The following is a 23,199-nucleotide window of genomic DNA, read 5'->3' on the forward strand; positions in this document are numbered from 1 at the left end:
AGCGATTGGCAAACAGATCTGCTGGCGGATTAATCCCAGAAAACAGGCTATGCTGGATATCACGGCGAGAACGGTGTCCGTCATCAGGCCAGAACAGGCTGCCATGGAGAGCAAAATGATGGAAGCACCCGGCGTCAACGATATCCTTCAAACCGAGCAAGCTTCGTCCTTGCGTCGTTTCTTTTCTGTTGTAGTTCGCGGTTTTGCCCGTCTTAAACATCAAGCGATCCCGATTCTGCTGATGTTGGTACTGGTAGCGGTTGGCTTTGCCGTACAGTGGACCGCGGTCTTGTCCCACCAACCCCTGACGTATTGGCCCTCACAATGGTTTGATGCCGAGGTCTGGCGAGCACCTGTGGAAACAGGTGTGCAGCAGAAACGCTTTACCCAGTGGGGGGCACTGACCGATATTCACTGGCATGGTGATTATTGGCTGGCCACGACCTCAGCGGGTCAGGTGATGGCCAGTACTGATCTGCGCTTGTGGAATGAACGGCAGTTGCTCGCAGAGCCACTAACCGCGATAGCGCTGGATGCACAACACGACGAACTGATTGCCACCGGTGCGGGCGGTTTCTATATCAGCTATGACACGGGTAACAGCTGGGAACCTATGTCCGTCAGCGCTGAAGCCCAGATTCAAGGTCTTCGTGCGATTGCATACGGTGGTGGATATTGGGTCGCCGTGTTGCGCGACACCGTGCTCAACAGTGACGATGGTTGGACCTGGACTCGAGCCGTGCTGCAATCGCGCGTGGAGTCCATCGATATCAAACAACAACTGAGCGTCAGCAAGTCTGCAAGTGGTGACGAGCAGGCGTTTACCGAGAACACCGTGCCCTTTGCCGTTGCGTATGGACCATCGGGTTGGCGGGCGATAGGTGGTCAACGGTTATTGCAGAGTGTCGATGGCCAACGTTGGGCCGAAGTTGCTTTGCCCGCAGACATGGCCAAAGGTGAGCCGGTGGCGATAGCCGCAAGTGATGCTGTCTGGCTTCTTTGGCACTCACTGGGTTTGTGGATCAGCCGAGACGGCCTGCAATGGCAATTTGTGGAAGCAAACCTGCCCGGGGCCCCGCAAGAAAATGCCAGCCTGCAATTCGCCAACGGACAATGGGTGGCGAGTGACGGAAATGACATATATGTCAGTGACGATGCTCAACAATGGCAGTTATTAGATCGGGAACAACAGGCGGTTCCGATCGCTGGCAATGACGATTTTCAGCAAGCGCAGCGACAATACTCGAGGTGGTTGCCACCCTTATCACTGCTGCTGTATGCCTTGGCGTTGACGGTTTTTTTGCGCCAAATGTGGATTCAGGTGCGCGCAAGAACAGCGTCGACCGACGAAGAGGTGCCGCGCAAAGCGGCTTATGTGTCGCTCAATAAAAATAGTCCTGTTCACGGCATAAAGCCGAGCAATGAATTCAGCAGTGACAAACCCGTTACGGCCATGGCAGAGGATCTGCTGAATCGACAACCAATCGCCAAAGCGTTGAGTCAGTTTATCCGCAATCGTTCCAGCTCTAAACCCTTTACCTTAGGCATCAGCGGTGATTGGGGTTCCGGCAAGAGTTCACTGATGTACATGATCGCCGACGATCTGAAAAGAACCGGTGTCATGCCGGTTTGGTTTAATGGTTGGCATCATCAGGACACTGATTTGCTGAGTGGATTAATGGTCGCGCTGCAACAGCAGGGGCTGCCCAAGTTATGGCATTTGAAAGGTATTTTGTTTCGCGGTTTGTTGTTGGTGCGGCGGTTGCAATTTCGTGCGTTGATGTTGCTCGGTCTGCTGATCTGGAGTTGTTTGTTTCTGAGCCAGCAGAGCTTTGTCATTGATACGCTGGTGGATTCGCGCCTGAACAAACCTTTTTATTTCAGCAGTGATTACTTCAGCCTGGATGTCACCTTTGACCTTAACCGAGTCAGTGCGCATGAGCGCATTTATTTTCCACCCAACGATGAACAATGCCGATGGAAGGAATTTAACGGACGCACCTTTACCAATCGTCAGCAGTTGTTTGCTCCGGTTACGCTGTCGGATGATCAGCCGACGTTTTTGTTACCACCGGACTGTCAGAATTACTTGCGACAGCAGTTTGCTCGGGAACTGGGCAGTGGTCTGACGTTGTTGTATTTCGCAGCCAACAGTTACGTGTTGCCGGCGTTATTGTTTATGACCGGTTTTGTTGCCGCTCTCAGTAATTTACTTGGTACTTTCGGCTTCAACGTTCGAGGGCGTTCCAACATCAAAGCCGCCGCTGGTAATGACCCGAATGCGGTCGCGGCTGTGAAGCAGCGACTGCGTGAAATTAATTGGGCGCTGCACTGGGCGGGCAATCAATCGTTAGTCTTCTTTATCGACGATTTGGATCGCATGGACAGTGAAAAACTCCACGAACTGATGGAGATTTTGAACATGTTGGTCAGCGACAATCGCGAAGCTTTTTTTGTCTTGGGGATGGATTACGAACGGGTGGTCAATCATCTGGACAGCCAGCTGCAAAAGCAGCAAGGCACCGCCGGAACCGCGGCGCTTTACTTGCACAAAATGGTCAATGTGGTGTTCACGCCGGAGGCTGTTAAGGATTATCAGGCCTTGATCGCGGCTCAGGCGGTTAAACGTGAAACGACAGGCAAAGAGGCAAAACGCGAGCGGTTTACCAACTTATTGCACAAGGGAAGCCGTTGGGCGGATCAGGGGTTCGGTATGGCCGCTTGGGGAGTCTGCGCGGTGTTGCTGGCATTGTCACTCCGGCAGGACGTGGCACTACCGCTTTATTATGAGGTTACCGATGCCGGAGCCTCGGCCATTGCAACGCCGTTGCAAAATGTGAATGTGCAAATGTTGGTTGCTGAGAATACATCATCCAATATCACCAATTCTGGCGTGGCAAACGGAGCCACGACGACGAATTTGGCGGTAACGGCGGATGAAGTGGTTGTGGTCGCCAACCGCTCTTATATTAATGCCGCGAATATAACGTTATTGCTGGTGATGATGGCCATTGTGTTACTCGCTATTTTTGGAGTGGAAAACCGGAAACAACCCGACGACTCTATTGAGTTGAAAACCATTTTGAAAGCCTTTGCGGGGTCTTTTTCGGGTATCACCAATACACCCCGTCAGGCGAAACGTTCAACCAATTTAATTCGCATGGTGGCGCTGTATCAGCAAAGCATGAATCATAGATCGCCGGTATCCGATCTGCAGGCCATGACCGACATGGTGGTCATTTTTTTGATGCGGAATCTGGGTCTCATACAACCGGATGCGCAAGCTGAGTTTATCCGCTTATTATCTCAACTCGACGTGGAACCGACGCCCGAGCAGCTGGCACCCTTGCAGACCTGCTTGGCCGATCATTCTGTTTTAAAGGATAACCTTCTGTTTCAACAACGCCTGGGTTTTGTGCTGCAGCGTTTCGTGACCGAGTACCTGACCTGGCTAAACCAGCAGCAGGAGTGCCGAGCACTGGATCAACTCGTTATTGAACACAGTGGCTTGAACGAGATCTTGCAAGCCTTCCACTGAGGTGCGCGCTCATTCAAAACGTTGACTGGTAGGGTTGAAGCGCAATCGGTCCAGATTCGCCAATGTCCAGGCCAGTCCGTCTTCGGTATCCGCAGGCAGATTCACCAAGCGCAGAGCTATGCGTTTCACATTCAGATCCGCTCCCGCGTTTGCGAAAGTGTCTGGGTGTTGCAACACAAATTGCAGTGCCGACTTGCGTCCGGTCTGGGCGCATATTAATCCCGCCAGCAGTTGCTGATCCGGTTCCATACCCGGCAGCTTTTCAGTCAATCGATCCAGGGTTGGTTGCAGATCAATCGAGGCATTGCGTTTCAGTGCCTGATAAATGCGATAGCGCATGGGATGAAATTCCACAAAGGCAGCCAGTTGCGCATAGGTTTCCGGCAGATCCAGAGCCAAAACCCGCATGACGATATCAATATCGAAACTCAGGTCCCCAGGGTCGGCTGCCATAAACAGCGATACCCATTCGTGAGCGCCGATGTCGGCTGTCCAATGCGCTTGAGTCAGGTAAAAATACATCGAGGTATCACCTTGTGCGAGCCCCGTCACCATGGACTGGCGTAACCCATCCGCAATATTTTCGTAGCCACCGCTTTCGCCCAGCAGAATCCAAGCCGACGGCGATACCGGTACGCCCTCGTTAAGGGCCTGGCTGATGACCTGGTTCGTGTTGGGATATTCCCACATCAGAAAATTGAAAAAGAGATCTTCCTCGGGTTGGTCGTTACTGGGTAGGGCCAGGTAGAAATCGAGGGTGGACTTGGGCGCCAAAGACAATGCGGTGATTAACGTTTGCAACTCAAGGTTGTCGATCTGATCGATGCGTTGTGCTTGTTCAAACTGCCGCGTAAACGTAGCCGAATGGATGTATATCGAGTGCTCTGTGCCTAAGACGTGTTGATGCAGTTGCATCAGATATGCGCTCAATTGCGCTTCGGTCAGCTGCGCCAGCTCGCGGATATCGAGAATCCGGAATTGGGTCTGGTCTTTAAGATCGTTTGCCAACACGGATGGAACTGGTTCAACGTCTGCGGCAACATACGTTTTCTGCGCCTGGGTTTCCTGAGCAACGACGGACTTGTCTGCTTGCATTGACGATGGTTTGTGAGCGGTTGCTAACAGCGCAACCATGGTCAGTAGAGCTGCGCTGACGATTAAGCTGAGGGTGAGTAGTGTATTCCGCACGGCGCTGATCCTTGTTGACGTGTCGATTCTCAGAATCGCGATCATAAAACGGTTATCGAACAGGTTTCAGACGGAATTAGACTTCGGGCGGAAACTAAATATTAGCTTGCCTTTATATAAGTGTTTGCTAATATTTTGGTATTCCAGTTTCCAGAGGGCACGCTCATGTCGACCATCACCATCACCGAAAGCAACTTTGAATCGACCATACAAGGCGACAAAATAGTCATACTCGATTTCTGGGCCAGTTGGTGTGGTCCTTGTAAAACCTTTGGACCGATTTTTGAAAAGGCCAGTACTGCGAATGAAGACGTTATTTTCGGTAAAGTGGATACGGAAGCCGAACAGGCATTGGCTGGTTCTTTGGGAATTCGCTCCATCCCAACCACGATGATCTTCCGTGAGGGTGTGCTGCTGTTTAATCAAGCCGGTGTATTGCCCGGCGCCGGTATCGATGAAATTCTGCAAAAAGCCCGTGAACTGGATATGGATCAGGTTCGCGCTGAGATCGCCGCAAAACAAAAAGCCGGATAAGCTTCCCGTCGCACTGCGTTGCTCTCGTGTTAAACTGCCGGGAACTTAACTCGGCAGATTTTCGTCATGAACGAATTGTGGCAAGACATGATTCAACTCGCTGCGACCGCGCAACGCAGTGGTCATTTGGTATCGATTCCTTGTGATATCGAGATTATCGAAGAACAGGGTGTTCCCTTTGTCGTGCGCTACGCACCGGGTTTGATTGAGAAAATCCGCGCCAGTCAATCACCAAAAAAAGACAATCCATTCTTTCCGCCGGAACCTGAGTTGCTGGTAGGCCCTATTGGTCACCATCATCAATTGGTACTCAATAAATTCAATGTTCTGCCCGTTCATGGTTTGATTATCACCAACGCATTTGTGGCGCAAACGGATCAACTGCAGCTGAACGACTTTGCGGCAGTTCATCGTGTGTTGGCACAAGCCGACGGACTGGTTTTCTATAACGGAGGCGAAGTCGCCGGGGCTTCGCAGCGACACCGTCACTTTCAAATTGTTCCCCGCGACATGGGCGCCGGCTGTCTGCCCATTCAGACCATCATCGATGCGTGCCAACAGCATCAGCATGGGCAGATTTTCCCTTTTGAACATCGGCTTTACTGGTTGCCGGATTATGAACCGGAAACGTTGCTTGACGCTTGGTTGAAGCTGGAGTTTGCCTGGCAGCCTTATAACTTGCTGATGACCCGACAGTGGATGCTGGTCATCCCGAGAAAGCAGGAATCGGCACACGAGATTTCGGTGAACAGTCTGGGCTTTGCCGGTGCGTTGTTAGCCAAAAATGAAACTGAGCGACGTGTCATCCGGGAATTGGGGCCTATGCAGATATTGCAGCAAGTCTGTTTTGCGCCATAGCGTCAGCTGTTCACGACCCTGCACGTTGACCGCAGTGCCTACCTCGCGATTCAGTGAAGTTTGGTCGCAAAGTGTCACTGAAGTCTATTTATCTGAATTTCATGCCTGTACTGGGATGCAATGATATTTAGAGCGACATGGTGAAATTTCCGGACTAGACTCAATTTCAAACTATCTCCGGTTCGCAGGTGACCCTATGACCATTACCGCTCGTCAGAAAATGTTGGTACAGCAGAGTTTCGAGAAAGTACTGCCCATCGCCGACACCGCCGCAGACATTTTTTACAAGAAACTCTTTGAATACGATCCAGCGTTGAAAGGGCTGTTTAAAAAACCGATGGTTGAGCAGGGCAAGGTGTTAATGGCCACTTTAAAAGTGGCGGTGAAAAGTCTGGATGATATCGATGGCTTGGTTGGCGTACTGCAAAAACTTGCCGAACGCCACAAGGGCTATGGCGTAAAAATCGACGATTACACGCCCGTCGGTAATGCGTTGTTGTACACCTTGAAAACAGGCTTGGGTGATGCCTTTACGCCCGAACTGAAACAGGCGTGGATAGCGGTGTATAAAACCATTGCTGATGTCATGCGCAGTCATGCTTACAGTAATTTCGATGCGAGCACTTATAAGAATACTCGTCACTATCAACGCTCATGAATCAAGCCAATGCTCGTTTGTTTTTTGCATTGCCGCTCCCCGATCATGCAAAAAATTTCATTCATCAGTGGCGGCTAGATCAACTTCCCGACCACGGGGCAGCATGGGTAGTACCTGAAAATTTTCATGTCACGCTGGCGTTTATCGGACCCAAGCCGCGACAGGACATTCCGGACATCATTGAATACGCCAGTGAGCAAATGGATTTGGGACTATTGCCATTTCAGTGGCAAATCAATCGGGTCAGTCATTTTCGCGCTGGGGTGTTGTATCTCAGTGGCTGGAACACACCTTATGAAATGACGCATCTGGCCAATTCTCTTGAGTTTTTTATTCCCAGTTCGGCGCGTCACCCTAACTTCATTCCGCACATTACGTTAGCAAGAAATTGCCCGCATCATTTGTCGGGTGATATTGAACTCATTGTGACATTTAGCGACGTTGTGTTGTTGGAATCGCTGGTAGACGATGACGGCGTTCGGTATCACGCCGTGCATCGTTGGGCGACTAAAACCCATTAACCGATTCTCAACCGGCGTCAATAGAACGCAAATGAGCCGAAGCCTCGGACGTTGTCCTTTCTGCCGTTTTTATCCGCCGAGGTGGTGAGGCTCAAACACTTTGAGTCGAGTTGTTTCGATTTCGCCAGCGTCAGAAAACCATTCAGAGCACTGTAACCACAGGCTTGATCGTACTTGAATTCCGGTACGCACTTGCGAATCTGTTCTGCCGATGTAGCATCCTGAGCGACAGCTTGGTCGTATGGTAATTTGCGGCTTAAACCGGTACTGATCACAAACAGTGTTTCATCGCTGCCCCAGAGTGCAGTTAAGACATCGGCTAACGCTTTCGGATCGCAGTTGCCGACAATCAATGGAACCAGGGTAAAGTTTTCCAGCGCGGTTTGCAGGAAAGGCAGTTGCACTTCGATACTGTGTTCCAGGCGATGAGTTTCCGGTAATTCATGTACTAATTGGTTTTTTAACAGAATCTGTACGGAGTGGGCATCGACTTTGACGTCACCTAAGGGCGTGCGGAAGACATCGGTACCGGGGAGCGCAATGCCTTCAAAGCTCTCTCGGTGCGAGGTACCGAGAAGCACGACCCGATGAATGGTGTCATAAACCGGCTCCAGTAAGCGAAACGCACTGGCCGCGGTTTCGCCGGAATAGTGGTATCCCGAATGCGGCACAATCAACGCTTTCGGAGGTTTGGGAATAATTTTGCCAGCCGGATTTTCAAGCCAGGACTCAACTTGGGCAAGCAGACGTTGAGTGTCGGCGTCGTATAAAGTGCCGGCAACGGCAGGGGGCCGAATAATCATAGGTAGTCTCTTTACCGGGGAACGTCAGCAAAGCCTATGCGTAGTGGCAACTCACAATATTGCCTCAGGTCAAACAATAATCAGCCGGGTTATTAGCCTTTTGTTGTAGATCAGACTTTGTACCTCTTTCGTGATGCAAGGCACTTAACGGCGGTTGCGCCAGAGTTGCTTCGACACCCGATACCCGACATAAACCGCAACACCGACAGGTCCGGCCGCCCAGCGAGCTGCAGATTTTAAACCCCAATCCACGGCAAGGTCACGGGCGATGTCGTTGATGACTTTGCGTTTTTGCAGGGTTGATGTGTGACGCGGTTGACGGACCGTGCTCAGTCCTTTACTGGCCGCTTCGAGCCCAGGGTGAATAGCGCCGAGCAAGGTATCAACCCATTCAACCTGTTTTGAGCGGTGGTCGCCCATAATGGCCCAATGACACAGATGTTCGCAGTTGTTAGTGTGCACATCGTATTCTTCTTCGCCCAGTCGGTTCAGGACTCTGAGCACGCTGTCTTCTCGGGAGTACTGACGATCGGGGTAGTCCCGGACATGGATGGTTTTACCGCCGCTAAACAGGTCCAGATCGGTAATTTCTAACGGCCCACCTTCAAAACGGTCGACCCAGCCGGCGTAGTGAGCCACTAAAGGCTCTCCCTGGTCATTTTCACCCAGATACAGACCATGGTGTGTGTAGCCGCGTTTGTGGACCCACAGGTGGTCTCCAGGCAGCGGTAATTCGTCGCTGTTGAGTCGATATGAGGCCATTGGACGATCCCGTTCAGAACTTCGTCCCTGTAATGTAGTCTGTAATGAGCATAAACGCATAGGTCAGTCGTCATGAAAACAGATAGCCGGTTCATTTACGTACACGATCCCATGTGCAGCTGGTGCTGGGGGCATCGCCCGGTTTGGCGGCTGTTTGAAGCCGAATTAGCGAAACGGGTTCCAGTTGAATATCGGGTCGGTGGGCTGGCCCCGGACAGCGATGAACCGATGCCTGTGGCGCAGCAAGAGGCTATCCGCGGCTATTGGCAAGAGATTCATAGCCTGCTGGGTGTGCCCTTTAACTTCGATTTCTGGACTCTGAACACGCCGCGCCGATCGACCTATCCGGCATGTAGAGCCGTGCTTGCCGCGCGCTGGCAGCAGGCCGAACGGCCGATGATAGACGCGATTCAAGAAGGCTATTACCTGCGGGCATTGAACCCATCGGATGTCTCTACGTTGGTTCAACTGGCGGAAGAAATCGGACTGGATGCCAGGAAATTTACCGATGACCTGGTATCAGCAGCACTAAACAAAGCCTTTGAGCAGGAGATTGATTTCGCTCGCCGGTTACCGATACAGGGTTTCCCTTCCATGGTGCTGGTGCACGAGCAAACCGCGTACGAAATCTCGCTGGATTACAAAGACTACCGGGGCGCTTTGCGGCAGGTCGATAGCATTCTCGGGTTGCCAGAAGTCACTATTTAAAAGGGCTGTATTGAAGTTAGTAGGTTTGGCTGCATATCCTTTGCGTCGTCCATATCCCGTTACAGGAACCTCTCATGCGTCCCATTTTAGAAACAGAACACATTCACCCAGCCATTCATGACAAGTTAGGTGGAGACCAAACATTGGTTAACGAAGTGAAAAAAGCCATCGCGGAACATCCAGTTGTGGTGGTGGGCATGCGCCAGAACCCTGTAGTTAAGGCTGCCCGGAAACTGCTCGATGAAAAAGGCGTCGCTTACGAATATCTGGAATATGGCAGTTATTTTTCAATGTGGCGTGAACGGTTGGCGATTAAAATGTGGACAGGACTTCAAACCTTCCCACAGATCTTTGTCGCAGGAACCCTGGTTGGTGGACACAGTGATTTAAAGGCTTTGTTTGATAGTGGTGATGCGTCAAGCCTGCACGATGCGTTAGCAGCGCAAGGCTAAACCGCACGAAAAAAGCGACGGCCCGTGGCTAAAACAGGCCGTTGCGCGCGAAATTAAACCCAATCCCGGTTGGTCAGGTAATAGTCTGTCAGCTTCGCTTCTGCGGTGCCGGGTTCCGGTTGGTAGTTGTACTTCCATTGCACGTGCGGCGGTAAACTCATCAGGATCGATTCTGTGCGGCCGCCAGATTGCAGTCCAAAGATTGTGCCCCGGTCGAACACCAGATTGAATTCGACATAGCGTCCACGCCGGTATTCCTGCCAATCCCGGTTGGCCTGCGTCCAGGGCAGAGCGCGCCGTTTTTCGACAATCGGCAGATAGGCAGGCAAGTAGGAGTTTCCGATGCTTTGCATGAAGCCAAAGCTGGTATCAAAGTCCCATTTATTCAGATCGTCATAAAAAATGCCGCCTACACCACGCGGTTCATCCCGGTGTTTTAAGTAAAAATATTCGTCGCACCATTGTTTGTAATCCCGGTAGACGGTCTCACCAAACGGGTCACACGCTTGCTTCGCGGTTTGATGCCAGTGAACGCAATCTTCATCAAAGCCATAATAGGGTGTCAGATCATAGCCACCACCAAACCACCAGACTGGATCCATGCCCTCTTTTTCGGCCACAAATAAACGTACATTCATGTGTGAGGTTGGTACAAAAGGGTTTTCCGGGTGCATGACCAGAGACACGCCCATTGCTTGCCAACGGGCACCGGCCAGTTCAGGGCGGTTGGCCGTCGCACTTGGTGGTAGCTGGTCGCCCATCACATGGGAGAAACCGACCCCCCCCTTTTCCAGTAGCGCCCCGTTTTCGATGATGCGGGAGCGACCACCGCCACCACCAGGTCGTTGCCAGCTTTCTTCCTTGAACGTTGCCTGACCGTCGGCGGTTTCCAGGCCGGTGCAGATGGCGTCTTGCAACCCCAATAAATACTGTTTGACGGGGTCTATATCGAATTGAAAGTCTGACATCGGAAGTCCTGTGGATAATTTATAAACGGAAGTGTTGGCCGGTGAGTAAATCGGTAATCTGACTGGCCTGTCCCGGTGTTTGTACACGCCCGCCGACAACGAAGTCGACTTCATCGGCCATTTGTTGCTGTACCTGCAGACGGTTATGCAAGGCAGGGCGACCTGATCGGTTGGCGCTGGTCGACACCAATGGAAAGGGCAATGCTGCACATAATGCAGCGGCGACAGGATGCGCAGTCACCCGTACCGCGATCGTCGGTCGTCCGCCAGTGACCCAGTCGGGCAGTGAGCCGTTATGCGGTATCACCCAGGTGTTTGGCCCAGGCCAGGAGGCTTCCAGTGTCTGCCACTGGCTATCCGACAGCGCTGCCAGATAGGGCCGGATCTGTGCGACATTGTGGGCAATAATGATTAAGCCTTTGTCGACCGGCCGTTTTTTGATCGCCAAAATGCGGCCAACCGCGTCGGCGTTAAAGGGGTCGCATCCCAACCCGAAGACGCCTTCGGTGGGATAGGCAATAACACCGCCGTCCATCACAATGGAGGCGGCAACACGAGAAGATTGAGAATACTTCATAAACGACATTATGGTTGTTGAATGTTGGCAAGGTTAGCGAGTGTGGCTCGTTCAGGCAATGTCGCAAAGTGTATAGCCACCTGGTTGCTGTTCAATCAAACCGCTTAGCTCCAGTTCCAAAATCGGTTCCAGCAGTTGATGCACAGCCAGATTGAGCTGATGAGCCAGACTGTCCAACGGCAATTGATCGCATTGCAGTACCTTCACTATCTGTTGCTGCACGGGTGTTAATTCCGGAGCGCTGTTGTTAGTTCGATTCGCGTGGGCATCTGCGCGCCAGTTCAGGTGCTGTAATAAGTCGTCAGCGCTGGTCAGGATGTAAGCGCCGTCGCGGATGAGCTGATGGCAGCCAGCGCAATTGGGATTGCCGATATCCCCGGGCATGGCAAAAATATCCTTGCCCTGGTCAAGCGCATGCGCGGCGGTTATCAACGAGCCGCTTTGTGTGGCCGCTTCGATGACCACGACAATATCCGATAGCGCGCTGATTAATCGGTTGCGTCGGGGGAAGTGTCCGGGTTTGGGTTGGGTGCCCAGCGGGTATTCAGACAGTAGTAGTCCTTGCTGACGAATATCGGAAAATAGAGTTCGGTTTATTTTCGGGTAGATCACATCCACACCGCAGCCTAAAACCGCGATTGTCGTTCCCTGCTGATCGACCGCGGCCTGATGGCAGGCCGCATCCACGCCTTTGGCACCGCCGCTGGTCAGGGTAACCCCTGCAAGTGCCAAGTCTCGGCTGATGGCTTTTGTATGTCGCAACGCGTTGTGGCTGGCATGTCGGCTGCCCACGATGCCCACCTGGGTATTGCTGAGCAGGGTCGGATCGCCAACGCCCCAAAGAATTAACGGCGCGTCTTCGATGTAGGTCAGCTTTTCCGGGTAGTGGTCATCCATCGGTAAGATCAGGTGATGTTGATCGGCTTCGGCCCAGCGGCACTGCTCCACGGCTCGTCGGTGGATAGGGTGTTGCTCGCCCAGCAGATTCATTTCCCGTATGGTTTGTTTGATCGAATCTGGCAGTGGCCAGCGATCCGGATGCAAAAACAGCGCCTGAGGAGAGTCGATAAGGTTCAATAGCTGATGGCTGCGCTTCAGGCCAAGATTGGGAATCAATACCCAACGTAACCAGGCGAGGAGGTCGGTCTGCATGTCATGTCCTTCATGTCACTAATGAGGTGACCTGATTCCTTCAGGTCGCGTTAGACTATACAAACTGCGAGGGAAAAACGTGAGCGTTTTGCTCGTACGTTGATTGATTTTGTGATCAGCACAACAAAAAAGGGAGCCGAAGCTCCCTTTCTATTGTGTTTCTCAGCCTTTAGAAGCCAGGGTTCACGACGGAATCACCGACTTTCATTGGCAGCTTTGCAGTCAGAACCAGTGCGTAGGACATTTTCTCGAACGTGCGGAACACAATCACCAGGCCGCCTTCTTCGCTGGGTAACTGCAGGCGTTGATTGGTGACCGGGTCGCGGACTTTATCGCCAGCGCGGTCAACACGGAAGATATTACCTGCTTCAACGCCTTCGCGATCACCGACATTCAGCAGCACCACATCGAATTGGCCGATAAACTGAACACCTCGGGCAACGTCGATGATGACGCCGTCAACACCGGCGGGTGGCTCACTTGGGTAGAATATGGCGGACAGCAAAGTCTCGTCGGACGGCAGAATCCGGTCTTCCACCGCGATCTGCTGCGTTGAACGTTCGATCATGAAGGTGGCGATATCACCCTGCAGCTCTTCGATACGGCTAGTGCCGAGTTCGATCGCTTCATAACCCAATCGTTCTTTGGTAAATGGATCGTGGTATTTCTTACCAATTCGATAAATCTGGTAAACCGGGGATTCCGATATGAATTCGCCACGAGCGTAGACCTTGTCGCCAGCACCTAACAATAAGCGACCTTCACTACCACTGACGATATACGGCGCAGATTTCAGTTCTTCTGTGGCTAATATGCGGTTGCCCGTTAAGAATCCTTCAACATATTCGCGGGGAATAGCAGGAATCGCTCCAAAAATGGGGGTGACACGAGCGGCTGGGCGCAGTTTCACCACACCGTTTTCATCGACTTGATCGGGCGTGATTTTCAGTGTGTTGGCGTTTTCGCCACGATCCAGAACCGTTAACCGTTGCTGCCCATCGACCATGATCAGCGCGATGATATCGCCCGGGTAGATCAAATGAGGGTTTTCGACTTGAGGGTTGTTGTACCAGATCTCTTGCCATTTCCACGGATCGTTGAGAAACATTTCAGCAATGTCCCACAGCGTGTCACCCTTGACGACGACATACCGGTCAGGCACGTTTTTATTGATGGTTAATTCGTCGGCCACGGCGAGTCCCATGGTCGCACAGCAGATAATAATAGCTGCGATGATTTTCCTCATGGCCAGATTCCCTATACAATTTGGCTTTGTAGGCACTAAGCTTAGTCAGTACTCTTGAAATAGATTGATCTGTTCAGCGCTGTTTTCAAAGCATGGCTGGCGTTACCGGGTTAAACCGAGGCAGAACGCAGTGGCATTTGAAACCCTGAATAGACAGATCCAAGTGACAAGAGTGAACACTTTTAGTTTAGCAGTCAATCGCTTAGCGCAACACCTTAAAGCCAAATCTAAATAGATAAATTCGGAAAATGTTAACTGTGTAACATTCCAATGAGCGTCGGTTAAGGTGTGTTTTTTTAATAAATGTTGGTGAATCAATAAGTTATGGCAATACTCGATATACTGGAATACCCCGACCCGCGTTTGCGCACCGTTGCCAAACCGGTCGAAAAAGTCGACGACGAAATTCGTAAATTGGCCGAAGACATGCTGGAAACCATGTATGAGGCGCCTGGAATCGGTCTGGCGGCCAGTCAGATCGACCGCCATATTCGTCTGATCGTGGTTGATGTGTCTGAAGATCAGAATGAGCCACATGTTTTGATCAACCCGGAATACGATGTTCTGGGTGAGGTCGTGGAGTATCAGGAAGGTTGCCTGTCAGTCCCAGGATTTTATGAAAAAGTCGATCGCTCCGACCGCATTCATGTTCGTGCGTTGAATAAAGACGGCGAGGCGATTGAATTTGAGGCAACGGATCTGTTTGCCATCTGTATTCAGCATGAGATCGACCACCTCGACGGAAAACTGTTTGTCGATTACCTGTCTGGCCTGAAGCGCACCCGAATCAAAAAGAAGTTGGAAAAGCAGCATAAAATGGCGGCGCGATAAACAATGTCATTGAACATCGTATTTGCCGGAACCCCGGACTTTGCCGCTGAACACCTGCGTTCATTGCTGGGTAGTGAGCACAAGGTGATTGCTGTTTACAGTCAACCGGATCGTCCAGCAGGCCGCGGCCGCAAACTGACGGCGTCGCCCGTAAAGGCACTGGCGCAGGCGCATGACATTCCGGTTTTTCAACCGCTGAACTTCAAATCTGACGAAGCTGTGGCGGAACTGCAGGCGTTAAACGCCGATTTGATGGTCGTTGTTGCGTATGGCCTGATTTTGCCGCAAGTGGTGCTTGATACGCCACGCCTCGGTTGCGTAAACGTGCATGCCTCCTTGTTGCCCCGTTGGCGTGGTGCAGCGCCTATTCATAGGGCCTTGTTGGCTGGCGACACGGAAACGGGCGTGACCATCATGCAAATGGATGCGGGTCTGGATACCGGTGACATGTTGGTGACGGCCACCTGTCCGATTCATCAGGACGATACTAGCGAAAAACTGCACGACCGACTCATCGAGGTGGGAGGCCCGGCTTTGTTGCAGGCTCTGGACCAGCTTGAGCAGGGCACCGCCCGGCCAGTTAAACAGGATGATAGCCTGGCAAACTACGCTCACAAGCTGGATAAGGCTGAAGGGTTAATTGACTGGCAGCTTTCAGCCCAAGAGATTGACCGTCAGGTCCGTGGCTTAACCCCCTGGCCAGGTGCCTATACGCAATGGCAAGGCGACAACGTGCGCGTGCATCACGCACAGGTGTCGGAAGCCAGCACGACTGCTGAGCCGGGTAGCATTGTCGGTATGAGTCAACAGGGGTTTGAAGTGGCCACCGCAGACGGTGTTTTGTTAGTGACTACATTACAATTGCCGGGTAAAAAAGCCATGGCCGTTGCCGATATTCTCAATGCTCGCCGCGATCAGTTTGAAGCCCACCCTACTTTTGGATAAACCATGAAAAATGTACGTCTGGCTGCGGCTGAAATTCTGCTGAATGTGGTCGATGAAGGCCGTTCTCTGAGTGACGAATTACCCCGGGCCTTAGCCGACATCGAGCCCGATCAGCAAGCTTTTCTGCAGCAGTTGGTTTACGGCAGCACCCGTTACTATTTCGCTCTGGACGAGTTGATTCAGGCCATGGTTGCCAAACCGATCAAGGCCAAAGAACGGCTTGTGCACATGTTACTGGCCGTAGGTTTGTATCAGTTGTGGCATTTGGACGTTGCGGAGCATGCGGCGATTAATGAAACCGTTGAAGCAACGTTGGCCGCCAAACGAACCTGGGCAAAGAATTTGGTGAATGCCAGTTTAAGGCGATTTCAGCGTGAGCGAGACGCCCTGCTGGCGGATCTGCGCCGCACGGAATCCTTCCCTGGGTGGCTCAATAAGCGACTGCGACAGGCGTGGCCTGAACACTATTCTGACATATGCCGCCAGTCGAATGTCCAGGGGCCGATGACATTGCGCGTGAACGCAAAGCACCTGAGCCGAGAGGCTTGGTTGGCGAAAGCTGACGCAGAAGGGATTGTTGCACAGGCAACAGCTCATTCGGCGGTTGGTGCCACCTTGGTTTCACCTGCCCCGGTTTTTGCGCTCCCTGGCTTTGAACAGGGGGACGTTTCCGTTCAGGATGAAGCGGCGCAAATGTGCGCTCGGTTGCTGAATGTGAAGGACGGCGAACGGGTGTTGGATGCCTGTGCCGCGCCGGGCGGGAAGACTGGCCACCTGCTTGAAAGCGCCAACATTGATATGACAGCGTTGGACGTCGATGAAAAACGCTTGAGCCGGGTTGCTGAAAACCTGACCCGGATTCAGCAATCGGCGAAACTGGTCGCCGCAGATGCTGCCGAACTGGACAGCTGGTGGGACGGTGAGCCATTCGACGCCATTTTGTTAGATGCACCCTGTTCCGGAACCGGTGTGATTCGCCGTCACCCGGATATTAAATTGTTACGCAAGTCCGCTGACATCAAGCAGCTCTCACAAGTGCAGAAAAAACTGTTATCGCAACTGTGGCAGACATTGAAACCCGGCGGTCGATTGCTCTACGCGACCTGTTCAATTCTGCCTGACGAAAACAGTGAACAGATCGAGAATTTTCTGGCACATCACAGTGACGTTATCGCATTGGAGGTTGACCTACCGCCCGATGTCGACACTGAGCATGGGATTCAATGGCTACCGCAGGAAGGCGGACACGATGGCTTCTATTACGCTATGTTACGCAAGCAGGCTATATAATTAACCAATGAGTGTAAATTGCGCGTCGATAGCCTGATCTCTGATAGGAATCAATCTCTGATAGGCGTCAGATTTATACCAGGCTAGCGCAGAGTCTCGCGACTCAAATGAGATAACGGTCCTCATGCCATATTGCGATGAACCGCTCAGCAATAGGGCTTCTCCCTTTACCACTAACTCAGCTTTGTGTTCTGCCAGTAATGGTGCCACAGCTGTGGCGTACTGTTGCATTTTTTCTGGATTTTTTAAGTTAAATGAAACAATCAGTAAGGCGCTCATAGTGGGTCTCCTCTTTAAGTTGCGTTCAGGTTATGTTGTTGTGTTAATCTGTACAATAAGCAAATATTGAACTTACTGTTTAGTAAATATGAAAAGTCCAAAAGAACTGTCTCGTTTGTTAATCTTTGCCAGAGTCGCAGATAAAGGCTCATTTACTTTGGCTGCGGAAGCATTAGGAATGACCAAATCCGCTGTCAGCCAACAAGTAGCGCTACTCGAAAGCCGTATAGGACAGCAGTTGCTGCATCGCACCACGAGAGGGTTGTCGCTGACTGCTTTGGGCGAGCGTCTGCACAAGCGCAGCCGAATGTTGCAGGATCAGGTTGCGTTGATTATCGATGACATACATACAGCGCAAACCGCGCCAAAAGGTCGTTTTAGCATCGGTTATCCGCATAGCATAGAACTGTCAGCGGTGCTGCCAGCAGTGACGCAATTGGGCGTTGAGTTCCCAGCATTGGAGCTTGTTTTGGAAGCCAATGATCGCAGTGTTGATCTGGTCGAACATCAGCTTGATGTAGCGATTCGTTTTGGAGAGCTAAAGGACAGCAGCTATCGGGCCCTACCGTTAGGACAAGTGAAAGAGATATTTGCTGCTTCTCCTCTGTACATTAGTAAACACGGGGCGATAAATGCACTGGCTGATCTGGAGCGTCATCGCTGGATAACCACCCCCTGGCAAAACAAAAAAGTTAATTTGACGACGTGCTTTGATGAACAGGTGTCCTTTTCGGTTTTGCCGAAACCCTATGTTCGATCGACAACGTTTCCAGCAGTGAAAGAATTGGTTTTGCGTGATATGGGTTTTGCTCTGTTACCGGATGTGATCGTTCAGCCCTATATAGAAGCCGGGGAGCTTGTGCACATTTTGCCCGAATTTGAAGGTCCAACCTGGCCTGTGTATTTGTTACATGCCTTTCAAAGCAATCGCCCAATGCATGTAATAAGGCTTCATCAGCTGTTACAGCAGTATTTAGCGTAAAAAGGTATGAAGATATCCGATTAGGCCGCAATGTTATTCGAAACCCCTTGAAACCGAGCACTATTCGTACTTGAATGTGCGCACACATCTCTCATCGCTGAATAGAGTAAGGTACGCTTTTTGAAAATCATTTTGCTTGGTGCTGGTCAGGTAGGTGGCACGCTAGCCGAGAACCTAGCGTCTGAAGAAAACGACATTACGGTTGTGGATACGGACAGCGCTCGTTTACGTGAGCTTCAGGACCGCATTGATATTCGGACCGTCGCGGGTCTGGCGTCGTTACCGGATGTGCTAGCGCGCGCCGGCGCCGAAGACGCGGACATGCTGATAGCGGTTACCAACAGCGATGAAGTCAACATGATCGCCTGCCAAGTGGCATTCTCATTGTTTCGAACCCCCACCAAGATTGCCCGGATTCGTGATCCTCAATACATCCGCGAAGGGGAAAAGCTGTTTTGCCAGGACGCTGTGCCGGTCGATGTTCTGATTTCTCCGGAGCGCTTGGTCACCAACTACATTCAGCGCCTGATTGAAACGCCGGGAGCCCTGCAGGTACTTGATTTTGCTGACGGTAAATTGCAGTTGGTCGCAGTTAAGGCCATTCACGGTGGTTTGTTGGTCGGTCAGGAGCTGCGATTCCTGAAGCACCATATGCCCTCTATCGATACTCGGGTTGCTGCCATTTTCCGCAAAGACCGTGCGATTATTCCTCAGGGCTCCACGGTTATTGAGGCCGATGATGAAATATTCTTCATCGCTGAAGCGAGCGATATCCGTGCGGTCATGAGTGAATTGCGCCGCAAAGAAAGCGCCTACAAACGCATCATTATTGCCGGTGGGGGTAACATCGGTTACCGGTTGGCGCGAGACATTGAAAACCGCTACTCGGTTAAAGTTATCGAGCACAACGAAGATCGTTGTAACTGGCTCAGCAATCATTTGAAGCACGCTATTGTGCTGCGCGGTGATGCTTCGGATCAGGAATTGCTGCTTGACGAAAACATTGAGGATTGCGATGTGTTTGCGGCACTGACCAACGATGACGAAGCTAACATTATGGCATCCATGCTGGCGAAGCGACTGGGCGCCCGCAAAGTGATGACGTTAATAAACAACACCGCTTACGTCGACCTGGTGCAGGGTGGCGATATCGATATTGCGATTTCACCATCTCAATCAACCATTGGCAGTTTGCTGACGCATGTTCGCCGCGGCGATATCGTGAACGTCTATTCATTGCGCCGTGGCGCAGCGGAAGCGATTGAAGCAGTTGCCCATGGGGATGCCAAATCATCTAAGGTGGTTGGTCGAGCAGTCGAAGATATTGATCTACCCGAAGGGTGTTCTATCGGTGCGATCGTCCGTAACGATGAGGTAATAATTGCGCACGATCACACCGTAATCGAATCCGATGACCACGTGATTTTATTTCTGGTCGATAAACGCAGAACCGCTGATGTCGAAAAATTGTTCCAGGTTGGCTTTTCGTTTTTCTAAACCAAGGATAGGTTCCGCACCATGCAGTTTCGCTTAACAATCAAAGTGCTCGGCATCTTGCTGATGGTTTTCAGCTTAACCATGCTGCCCTCAGTGTTCGTTTCTTTGGTGCACGATGACAGCGCGCATAATGCTTTTATTATTGGCTTCCTGATTGTTATTACCGCCGGATTTGCCATGTGGCTACCAGTACGAAACTGGCATCGGGATCTGCGAACGCGGGATGGTTTTATTATTACCGTCATGTTTTGGCTCGTACTGGGTGTTGCCGGTTCTATTCCCCTTTATTTGGCACCCTCCGTAACCTTAAGCTATACCGATGCATTCTTCGAGTCGCTCAGTGGCTTGACCACCACCGGCGCAACGGTTATCACCGGTATCGACGACCTCCCGCAAAGCGTACTGTTTTATCGCCAACAACTGCAATGGTTAGGGGGGATGGGGATTATCGTACTGGCGGTAGCGGTTTTGCCGATGTTGGGTATTGGTGGCATGCAGTTGTATCGCACCGAAACACCAGGACCGATGAAGGATTCCAAGTTAACGCCAAGAATTGCCGAAACGGCAAAGGCGCTTTGGTATATCTACCTGACCTTAACAATTGTCTGTGCTTTTGCCTACTGGTTGGCGGGGATGTCTTTGTTCGATGCGGTCGCGCACAGTTTCTCCACTATTGCGATCGGTGGTTTTTCAACGCACGACGCCTCTATTGGTTATTTCGACAGCGCAACAATAGAAATGATTGCGGTGGTTTTTATGTTGTTGTCTTCTGCGAATTTCGGACTGCATTATGTGGCGTGGAACTCGAAGTCGATACGGCAGTATCTGGCAGACCCGGAATACACCTTTTTCTTGATGATCGCCGTGTTTTTATGCTTGATCACGGTCTTTGTATTGTGGATCACACAAACTTACGAGCCGACGGCGGCGATTCGCTACGGCATTTTTGAAACCGTCAGTTTGTTAACCACCACGGGCTTTGGTACTGCGGATTTCTCGACTTGGCCCTTATTTGCGCCTTTTTTATTATTCATGGCGTCGTTTATTGGTGGGTGCGCGGGTTCGACCGCCGGAGGCATGAAAGTTATCCGCGTCATTATTATTCTGAAGCAGGGCATGCGTGAGGTAAAACGCCTGATTCACCCGAATGGTGTATTTGGAGTCAAGGTCGGTAATCGACGGGTAAGTGATAAGGTCGTCGAATCGGTCTGGGGTTTTTTCAGCGTTTATATCATGGCTTATGCCTTCATTTTCTTTGGCTTGCTGGCGACCGGTCTGGATTTTGAAACGACATGGTCCGCCGTCGGTTCTTCTTTGAATAACCTTGGTCCCGGTTTGGGTGATGTTGCCCAACACTATGGGGACATACCGGCAACGGCTAAATGGCTCCTGTGCTTCGCTATGCTGCTGGGTCGATTGGAAATCTTCACACTGTTGGTGCTGCTGACACCTCAATACTGGCGCTCCTGATTCATGCGCATGAGTGTTTGTCTCTGCTTTGTGTTAGTGGGAATCCATTTCCAACCTGTTTGGGCGAATGACGAGTTAACTGACTTGTTAACATCCTTTAGCCAAGCAGGCCCCGACGGTGAAACCTGCTTCCGTTTGCCGGGTTTGGTATTGGAAATGGGCTCAGACAAGCCATTGGATAATTTTCCGGTTTGCTTTGTGAAATCTAATGGCATTTTCTTGGGTGACTTCTACACCCGAATACCCCCCGCGCATCACTATCTCAATAATAGCCATAGCTTGGTTCAGGGCTCTACTATTTGTACTGGAGGTAGCATTGGTAGAAATTTTCACGTGAGAGGACCACTGAATGTTGGGCGAGAAAATAGTTTCTATGTGGCCATTCACACCAATTGTGATGCGCATGGCTGCGAATACGAGCTGGTTTACTATTCAGAAATAGACCAGAAAACCTGTACCGATCTCAGTAATAGGATGATCAATGAATGGCAATGGTGCAAAGAACTTAAATACATACTTTGGCTTCCTTAATTTGTACCGGTATTTAATATCCTTTTTCCATGAGGCGTTCAATCTACGTTTTTTCCTTCCTTGGATTATTCTTTTATCGAGCGCGATTTGGTGGCGGTATAAGTCGGGAGTCAATCTGGAGTTCTGGTGGGCTTCATATCCTCTGTTATTTCGCGCATCTTTTTATACCTTGCCTTTTGTGCTTACGTGTTTTTTGTATGCGTGGAGTACGAAGACAATAAGTCGACTTATGAGATGGGATTTTTTACTGCTATCGTGTTCGATTTGCTTCGTACTGTGGGCGAATCAATATTGGTTACTTTACAAAGGCTGGTGGGCTACTGCGCCCAAACCTGTCTTTGTTTGGTTAAGTAAAACCAGTTATAACGTGCATGTTTCGTTTTTCTTCTTCGCCATTCCTTTGATTTACTATTTAGTTAGTAGGAGTATAAGAACAAACGCGAAGGGTTTTTATGGACTATTGAGCAAGAGGTTTGATTTTCGACCCTATCTGGTACTTCTGATTATCAGTGTCCCTTTTATTTTCTGGGCATCTTTTAAACCTGAATTTCAAAAGCTGTATCCCCGCTATTTGCCGAGCACCGCAGAGTCCTACTGGAGCATATCTCCATGGATTACAGTTCTTGTTTATCAGCTATCATATGCTTTGCAGTTTCTGACGTTGGAACTATTTTATCGCGGTTTTATGGTTTTCAGCGTGGGCCGATATCTAAAACAAGGCGCCGTTTGGCCAATGGTTAGTGTTTATTGTTTTTTACACTTTACTAAACCTATGCCTGAGGCCCTAGGCGCTGTTTTTGGTGGCGTGTTATTGGGAATTATCGCCTATCATAGCCGTTCAATATGGGGTGGCGTTCTAGTGCATCTGGGCATAGCGATTCTTATGGAGATATTTGCCTATCTCGCCATATTCGTATGGTAGACCATCAAAGTTCAGAAATTGAACTGCTGCACCAGCTCTTTCAAGATTTTCTTCTCCTGTTCAACAATTCGCTCATCAAATTCGTAGGGATAGTGGGCCGCGCACGCCGCTGCGATATCGATGCAGAAATTGAGAATTTCTTCGGCCCGACTTCGTGAAAAAGTCAGATCGGAATGCCCCTTTAAGCGTTGCGCGCACAGCGCGTTGAGATCGTCCAGCATCTGCTGTGAGGGTTCGGCATGAATGAATCGATTCATGAAGTCATTCGTCGCTTCAACGCTGATGGGCAAAACACCTTCATTACGGCTCGATAAAACCGCCAGGTGGTTCATAGCAAACCGCTTCAGAATGTCGATCTCGGCTTCTTGATTGCTGCCATCCGCCCAGATCATCTTAATCAGCGGGATCAGTTCCAGAAGATAAACATGTTGATCCTGTAATTGATATTGGCGCAAAAACTGACTGACTTGATTCATCGCGGTGTCCT

The 23,199-nt window shown here is 50.8% G+C and carries 24 protein-coding genes; 15 read left to right on the plus strand and 9 right to left on the minus strand.

The genetic code is table 11. The features are described 5' to 3' along the window. The first annotated feature begins 49 nt into the window (after window positions 1-49). The gene (locus IYN85_RS11415) at window positions 50-3,538 is read left to right on the plus strand and encodes a P-loop NTPase fold protein (protein WP_196159006.1); all 3,489 of its coding nucleotides are present in this window, start codon (window positions 50-52) and stop codon (window positions 3,536-3,538) included. Between the two features lie 9 nt (window positions 3,539-3,547). On the opposite strand, the gene IYN85_RS11420 is transcribed toward IYN85_RS11415, so the two are convergent. After that, complete coding sequence (locus IYN85_RS11420; protein ID WP_196159007.1) at window positions 3,548-4,726, minus strand: hypothetical protein; 1,179 nt, start codon at window positions 4,724-4,726, stop codon at window positions 3,548-3,550. Between the two features lie 165 nt (window positions 4,727-4,891). Between IYN85_RS11420 and trxA the strand changes: the two genes are divergently transcribed. The 4 genes from trxA (at window position 4,892) to IYN85_RS11440 (ending at window position 7,297) form a co-directional block, all read left to right on the plus strand. After that, window positions 4,892-5,260: a thioredoxin gene (trxA, locus tag IYN85_RS11425; protein ID WP_196159008.1), complete on the plus strand. Its 369-nt coding sequence runs from the start codon at window positions 4,892-4,894 to the stop codon at window positions 5,258-5,260. Window positions 5,261-5,326: 66 nt separating this feature from the next. Continuing rightward, window positions 5,327-6,118 carry a DUF4922 domain-containing protein gene (locus IYN85_RS11430; protein WP_196159009.1) on the plus strand — a complete coding sequence of 264 codons (792 nt, stop codon included), beginning with the start codon at window positions 5,327-5,329 and terminating at the stop codon, window positions 6,116-6,118. Between the two features lie 196 nt (window positions 6,119-6,314). Continuing rightward, window positions 6,315-6,776, plus strand: a complete 462-nt coding sequence (locus IYN85_RS11435; RefSeq protein ID WP_196159010.1) for a globin family protein — start codon at window positions 6,315-6,317, stop codon at window positions 6,774-6,776. Beyond that, on the plus strand, window positions 6,773-7,297 hold the full coding sequence (locus tag IYN85_RS11440; protein ID WP_196159011.1) for a 2'-5' RNA ligase family protein: 525 nt from the start codon (window positions 6,773-6,775) through the stop codon (window positions 7,295-7,297). The genes IYN85_RS11435 and IYN85_RS11440 overlap by 4 nt, the downstream gene beginning before the upstream one ends. A gap of 17 nt (window positions 7,298-7,314) precedes the next feature. Here IYN85_RS11440 and amrB read toward each other — a convergent pair whose 3' ends face one another. Both amrB and IYN85_RS11450 read right to left on the minus strand, forming a co-directional pair. Continuing rightward, window positions 7,315-8,100: an AmmeMemoRadiSam system protein B gene (amrB, locus tag IYN85_RS11445; RefSeq protein ID WP_196159012.1), complete on the minus strand. Its 786-nt coding sequence runs from the start codon at window positions 8,098-8,100 to the stop codon at window positions 7,315-7,317. 144 nt (window positions 8,101-8,244) lie between these two features. Then, complete coding sequence (locus tag IYN85_RS11450; RefSeq protein ID WP_196159013.1) at window positions 8,245-8,862, minus strand: lecithin retinol acyltransferase family protein; 618 nt, start codon at window positions 8,860-8,862, stop codon at window positions 8,245-8,247. Window positions 8,863-8,934: 72 nt separating this feature from the next. Here IYN85_RS11450 and IYN85_RS11455 point away from each other — a divergent pair, with 72 nt between their 5' ends. Both IYN85_RS11455 and IYN85_RS11460 read left to right on the plus strand, forming a co-directional pair. Then, the gene (locus IYN85_RS11455; RefSeq protein ID WP_230390679.1) at window positions 8,935-9,570 is read left to right on the plus strand and encodes a DsbA family protein; all 636 of its coding nucleotides are present in this window, start codon (window positions 8,935-8,937) and stop codon (window positions 9,568-9,570) included. A gap of 74 nt (window positions 9,571-9,644) precedes the next feature. Continuing rightward, window positions 9,645-10,022 (plus strand): glutaredoxin domain-containing protein, encoded by a 378-nt coding sequence (locus IYN85_RS11460; RefSeq protein ID WP_196159014.1) that lies wholly within the window; start codon window positions 9,645-9,647, stop codon window positions 10,020-10,022. Window positions 10,023-10,075: 53 nt separating this feature from the next. Here IYN85_RS11460 and hemF read toward each other — a convergent pair whose 3' ends face one another. The 4 genes from hemF to IYN85_RS11480 all read right to left on the minus strand — a co-directional run bounded on the left by hemF (window position 10,076) and on the right by IYN85_RS11480 (window position 13,965). Further along, window positions 10,076-10,990 (minus strand): oxygen-dependent coproporphyrinogen oxidase, encoded by a 915-nt coding sequence (gene hemF / locus IYN85_RS11465; protein ID WP_196159015.1) that lies wholly within the window; start codon window positions 10,988-10,990, stop codon window positions 10,076-10,078. Window positions 10,991-11,009: 19 nt separating this feature from the next. Continuing rightward, window positions 11,010-11,567 (minus strand): L-threonylcarbamoyladenylate synthase, encoded by a 558-nt coding sequence (locus IYN85_RS11470; protein ID WP_196159016.1) that lies wholly within the window; start codon window positions 11,565-11,567, stop codon window positions 11,010-11,012. Window positions 11,568-11,618: 51 nt separating this feature from the next. Next, complete coding sequence (gene dprA, locus IYN85_RS11475; RefSeq protein WP_196159017.1) at window positions 11,619-12,719, minus strand: DNA-processing protein DprA; 1,101 nt, start codon at window positions 12,717-12,719, stop codon at window positions 11,619-11,621. A 169-nt stretch (window positions 12,720-12,888) separates the two neighbouring features. Further along, window positions 12,889-13,965, minus strand: a complete 1,077-nt coding sequence (locus tag IYN85_RS11480; RefSeq protein WP_196159018.1) for a LysM peptidoglycan-binding domain-containing protein — start codon at window positions 13,963-13,965, stop codon at window positions 12,889-12,891. A 324-nt stretch (window positions 13,966-14,289) separates the two neighbouring features. Between IYN85_RS11480 and def the strand changes: the two genes are divergently transcribed. The 3 genes from def to rsmB are packed head-to-tail and all read left to right on the plus strand — an operon-like array spanning window position 14,290 to window position 17,031. Further along, window positions 14,290-14,796, plus strand: coding sequence for a peptide deformylase (gene def, locus IYN85_RS11485; RefSeq protein ID WP_196159019.1), 507 nt, complete (start codon window positions 14,290-14,292; stop codon window positions 14,794-14,796). A gap of 3 nt (window positions 14,797-14,799) precedes the next feature. After that, entirely contained in the window at window positions 14,800-15,741 is a 942-nt protein-coding gene (fmt, locus tag IYN85_RS11490) for a methionyl-tRNA formyltransferase (protein ID WP_196159020.1), read from the plus strand. Window positions 15,742-15,744: 3 nt separating this feature from the next. Continuing rightward, a complete protein-coding gene (gene rsmB, locus IYN85_RS11495) occupies window positions 15,745-17,031 on the plus strand; it encodes a 16S rRNA (cytosine(967)-C(5))-methyltransferase RsmB (protein WP_196159021.1) in 1,287 nt (428 codons plus the stop codon). Here rsmB and IYN85_RS11500 read toward each other — a convergent pair whose 3' ends face one another. After that, window positions 17,032-17,310: a DUF1330 domain-containing protein gene (locus tag IYN85_RS11500; protein ID WP_196159022.1), complete on the minus strand. Its 279-nt coding sequence runs from the start codon at window positions 17,308-17,310 to the stop codon at window positions 17,032-17,034. A gap of 88 nt (window positions 17,311-17,398) precedes the next feature. On the opposite strand from IYN85_RS11500, the gene IYN85_RS11505 reads away from it, so the two are divergent. The 5 genes from IYN85_RS11505 to IYN85_RS11525 all read left to right on the plus strand — a co-directional run bounded on the left by IYN85_RS11505 (window position 17,399) and on the right by IYN85_RS11525 (window position 22,712). Beyond that, complete coding sequence (locus IYN85_RS11505; protein WP_196159023.1) at window positions 17,399-18,292, plus strand: LysR family transcriptional regulator; 894 nt, start codon at window positions 17,399-17,401, stop codon at window positions 18,290-18,292. 120 nt (window positions 18,293-18,412) lie between these two features. Continuing rightward, on the plus strand, window positions 18,413-19,789 hold the full coding sequence (trkA, locus tag IYN85_RS11510) for a Trk system potassium transporter TrkA (protein WP_196159024.1): 1,377 nt from the start codon (window positions 18,413-18,415) through the stop codon (window positions 19,787-19,789). A gap of 21 nt (window positions 19,790-19,810) precedes the next feature. Beyond that, window positions 19,811-21,259 (plus strand): TrkH family potassium uptake protein, encoded by a 1,449-nt coding sequence (locus IYN85_RS11515; RefSeq protein WP_196159025.1) that lies wholly within the window; start codon window positions 19,811-19,813, stop codon window positions 21,257-21,259. Between the two features lie 9 nt (window positions 21,260-21,268). Then, entirely contained in the window at window positions 21,269-21,790 is a 522-nt protein-coding gene (locus IYN85_RS11520; protein WP_196159026.1) for a hypothetical protein, read from the plus strand. 229 nt (window positions 21,791-22,019) lie between these two features. Then, window positions 22,020-22,712 carry a CPBP family intramembrane glutamic endopeptidase gene (locus IYN85_RS11525; RefSeq protein WP_196159027.1) on the plus strand — a complete coding sequence of 231 codons (693 nt, stop codon included), beginning with the start codon at window positions 22,020-22,022 and terminating at the stop codon, window positions 22,710-22,712. Window positions 22,713-22,723: 11 nt separating this feature from the next. Here IYN85_RS11525 and IYN85_RS11530 read toward each other — a convergent pair whose 3' ends face one another. Next, window positions 22,724-23,188 carry a hypothetical protein gene (locus IYN85_RS11530; protein WP_196159028.1) on the minus strand — a complete coding sequence of 155 codons (465 nt, stop codon included), beginning with the start codon at window positions 23,186-23,188 and terminating at the stop codon, window positions 22,724-22,726. Between the last annotated feature and the right edge of the window lie 11 nt (window positions 23,189-23,199).

Origin of the sequence: Reinekea sp. G2M2-21 (assembly GCF_015687175.1) — a bacterium.
Taxonomy (GTDB): domain Bacteria; phylum Pseudomonadota; class Gammaproteobacteria; order Pseudomonadales; family Natronospirillaceae; genus Reinekea.

Excerpts from the sequence above, each read along its gene's own strand:
- IYN85_RS11480 (WP_196159018.1), bottom strand. The coding sequence starts at position 13,965 with ATGAGGAAAATCATCGCAGCTATTATTATCTGCTGTGCGACCATGGGA.
- IYN85_RS11505 (WP_196159023.1), top strand. The coding sequence starts at position 17,399 with ATGAAAAGTCCAAAAGAACTGTCTCGTTTGTTAATCTTTGCCAGAGTC.
- IYN85_RS11430 (WP_196159009.1), top strand. The coding sequence starts at position 5,327 with ATGAACGAATTGTGGCAAGACATGATTCAACTCGCTGCGACCGCGCAA.
- rsmB (WP_196159021.1), top strand. The coding sequence starts at position 15,745 with ATGAAAAATGTACGTCTGGCTGCGGCTGAAATTCTGCTGAATGTGGTC.
- IYN85_RS11435 (WP_196159010.1), top strand. The coding sequence starts at position 6,315 with ATGACCATTACCGCTCGTCAGAAAATGTTGGTACAGCAGAGTTTCGAG.
- IYN85_RS11525 (WP_196159027.1), top strand. The coding sequence starts at position 22,020 with ATGAGATGGGATTTTTTACTGCTATCGTGTTCGATTTGCTTCGTACTG.
- hemF (WP_196159015.1), bottom strand. The coding sequence starts at position 10,990 with ATGTCAGACTTTCAATTCGATATAGACCCCGTCAAACAGTATTTATTG.
- IYN85_RS11415 (WP_196159006.1), top strand. The coding sequence starts at position 50 with ATGCTGGATATCACGGCGAGAACGGTGTCCGTCATCAGGCCAGAACAG.
- IYN85_RS11455 (WP_230390679.1), top strand. The coding sequence starts at position 8,935 with ATGAAAACAGATAGCCGGTTCATTTACGTACACGATCCCATGTGCAGC.
- IYN85_RS11515 (WP_196159025.1), top strand. The coding sequence starts at position 19,811 with ATGCAGTTTCGCTTAACAATCAAAGTGCTCGGCATCTTGCTGATGGTT.
- IYN85_RS11530 (WP_196159028.1), bottom strand. The coding sequence starts at position 23,188 with ATGAATCAAGTCAGTCAGTTTTTGCGCCAATATCAATTACAGGATCAA.
- IYN85_RS11470 (WP_196159016.1), bottom strand. The coding sequence starts at position 11,567 with ATGAAGTATTCTCAATCTTCTCGTGTTGCCGCCTCCATTGTGATGGAC.
- IYN85_RS11450 (WP_196159013.1), bottom strand. The coding sequence starts at position 8,862 with ATGGCCTCATATCGACTCAACAGCGACGAATTACCGCTGCCTGGAGAC.
- IYN85_RS11440 (WP_196159011.1), top strand. The coding sequence starts at position 6,773 with ATGAATCAAGCCAATGCTCGTTTGTTTTTTGCATTGCCGCTCCCCGAT.
- dprA (WP_196159017.1), bottom strand. The coding sequence starts at position 12,719 with ATGCAGACCGACCTCCTCGCCTGGTTACGTTGGGTATTGATTCCCAAT.
- def (WP_196159019.1), top strand. The coding sequence starts at position 14,290 with ATGGCAATACTCGATATACTGGAATACCCCGACCCGCGTTTGCGCACC.
- IYN85_RS11460 (WP_196159014.1), top strand. The coding sequence starts at position 9,645 with ATGCGTCCCATTTTAGAAACAGAACACATTCACCCAGCCATTCATGAC.
- IYN85_RS11520 (WP_196159026.1), top strand. The coding sequence starts at position 21,269 with ATGAGTGTTTGTCTCTGCTTTGTGTTAGTGGGAATCCATTTCCAACCT.
- amrB (WP_196159012.1), bottom strand. The coding sequence starts at position 8,100 with ATGATTATTCGGCCCCCTGCCGTTGCCGGCACTTTATACGACGCCGAC.
- IYN85_RS11500 (WP_196159022.1), bottom strand. The coding sequence starts at position 17,310 with ATGAGCGCCTTACTGATTGTTTCATTTAACTTAAAAAATCCAGAAAAA.
- fmt (WP_196159020.1), top strand. The coding sequence starts at position 14,800 with ATGTCATTGAACATCGTATTTGCCGGAACCCCGGACTTTGCCGCTGAA.
- trxA (WP_196159008.1), top strand. The coding sequence starts at position 4,892 with ATGTCGACCATCACCATCACCGAAAGCAACTTTGAATCGACCATACAA.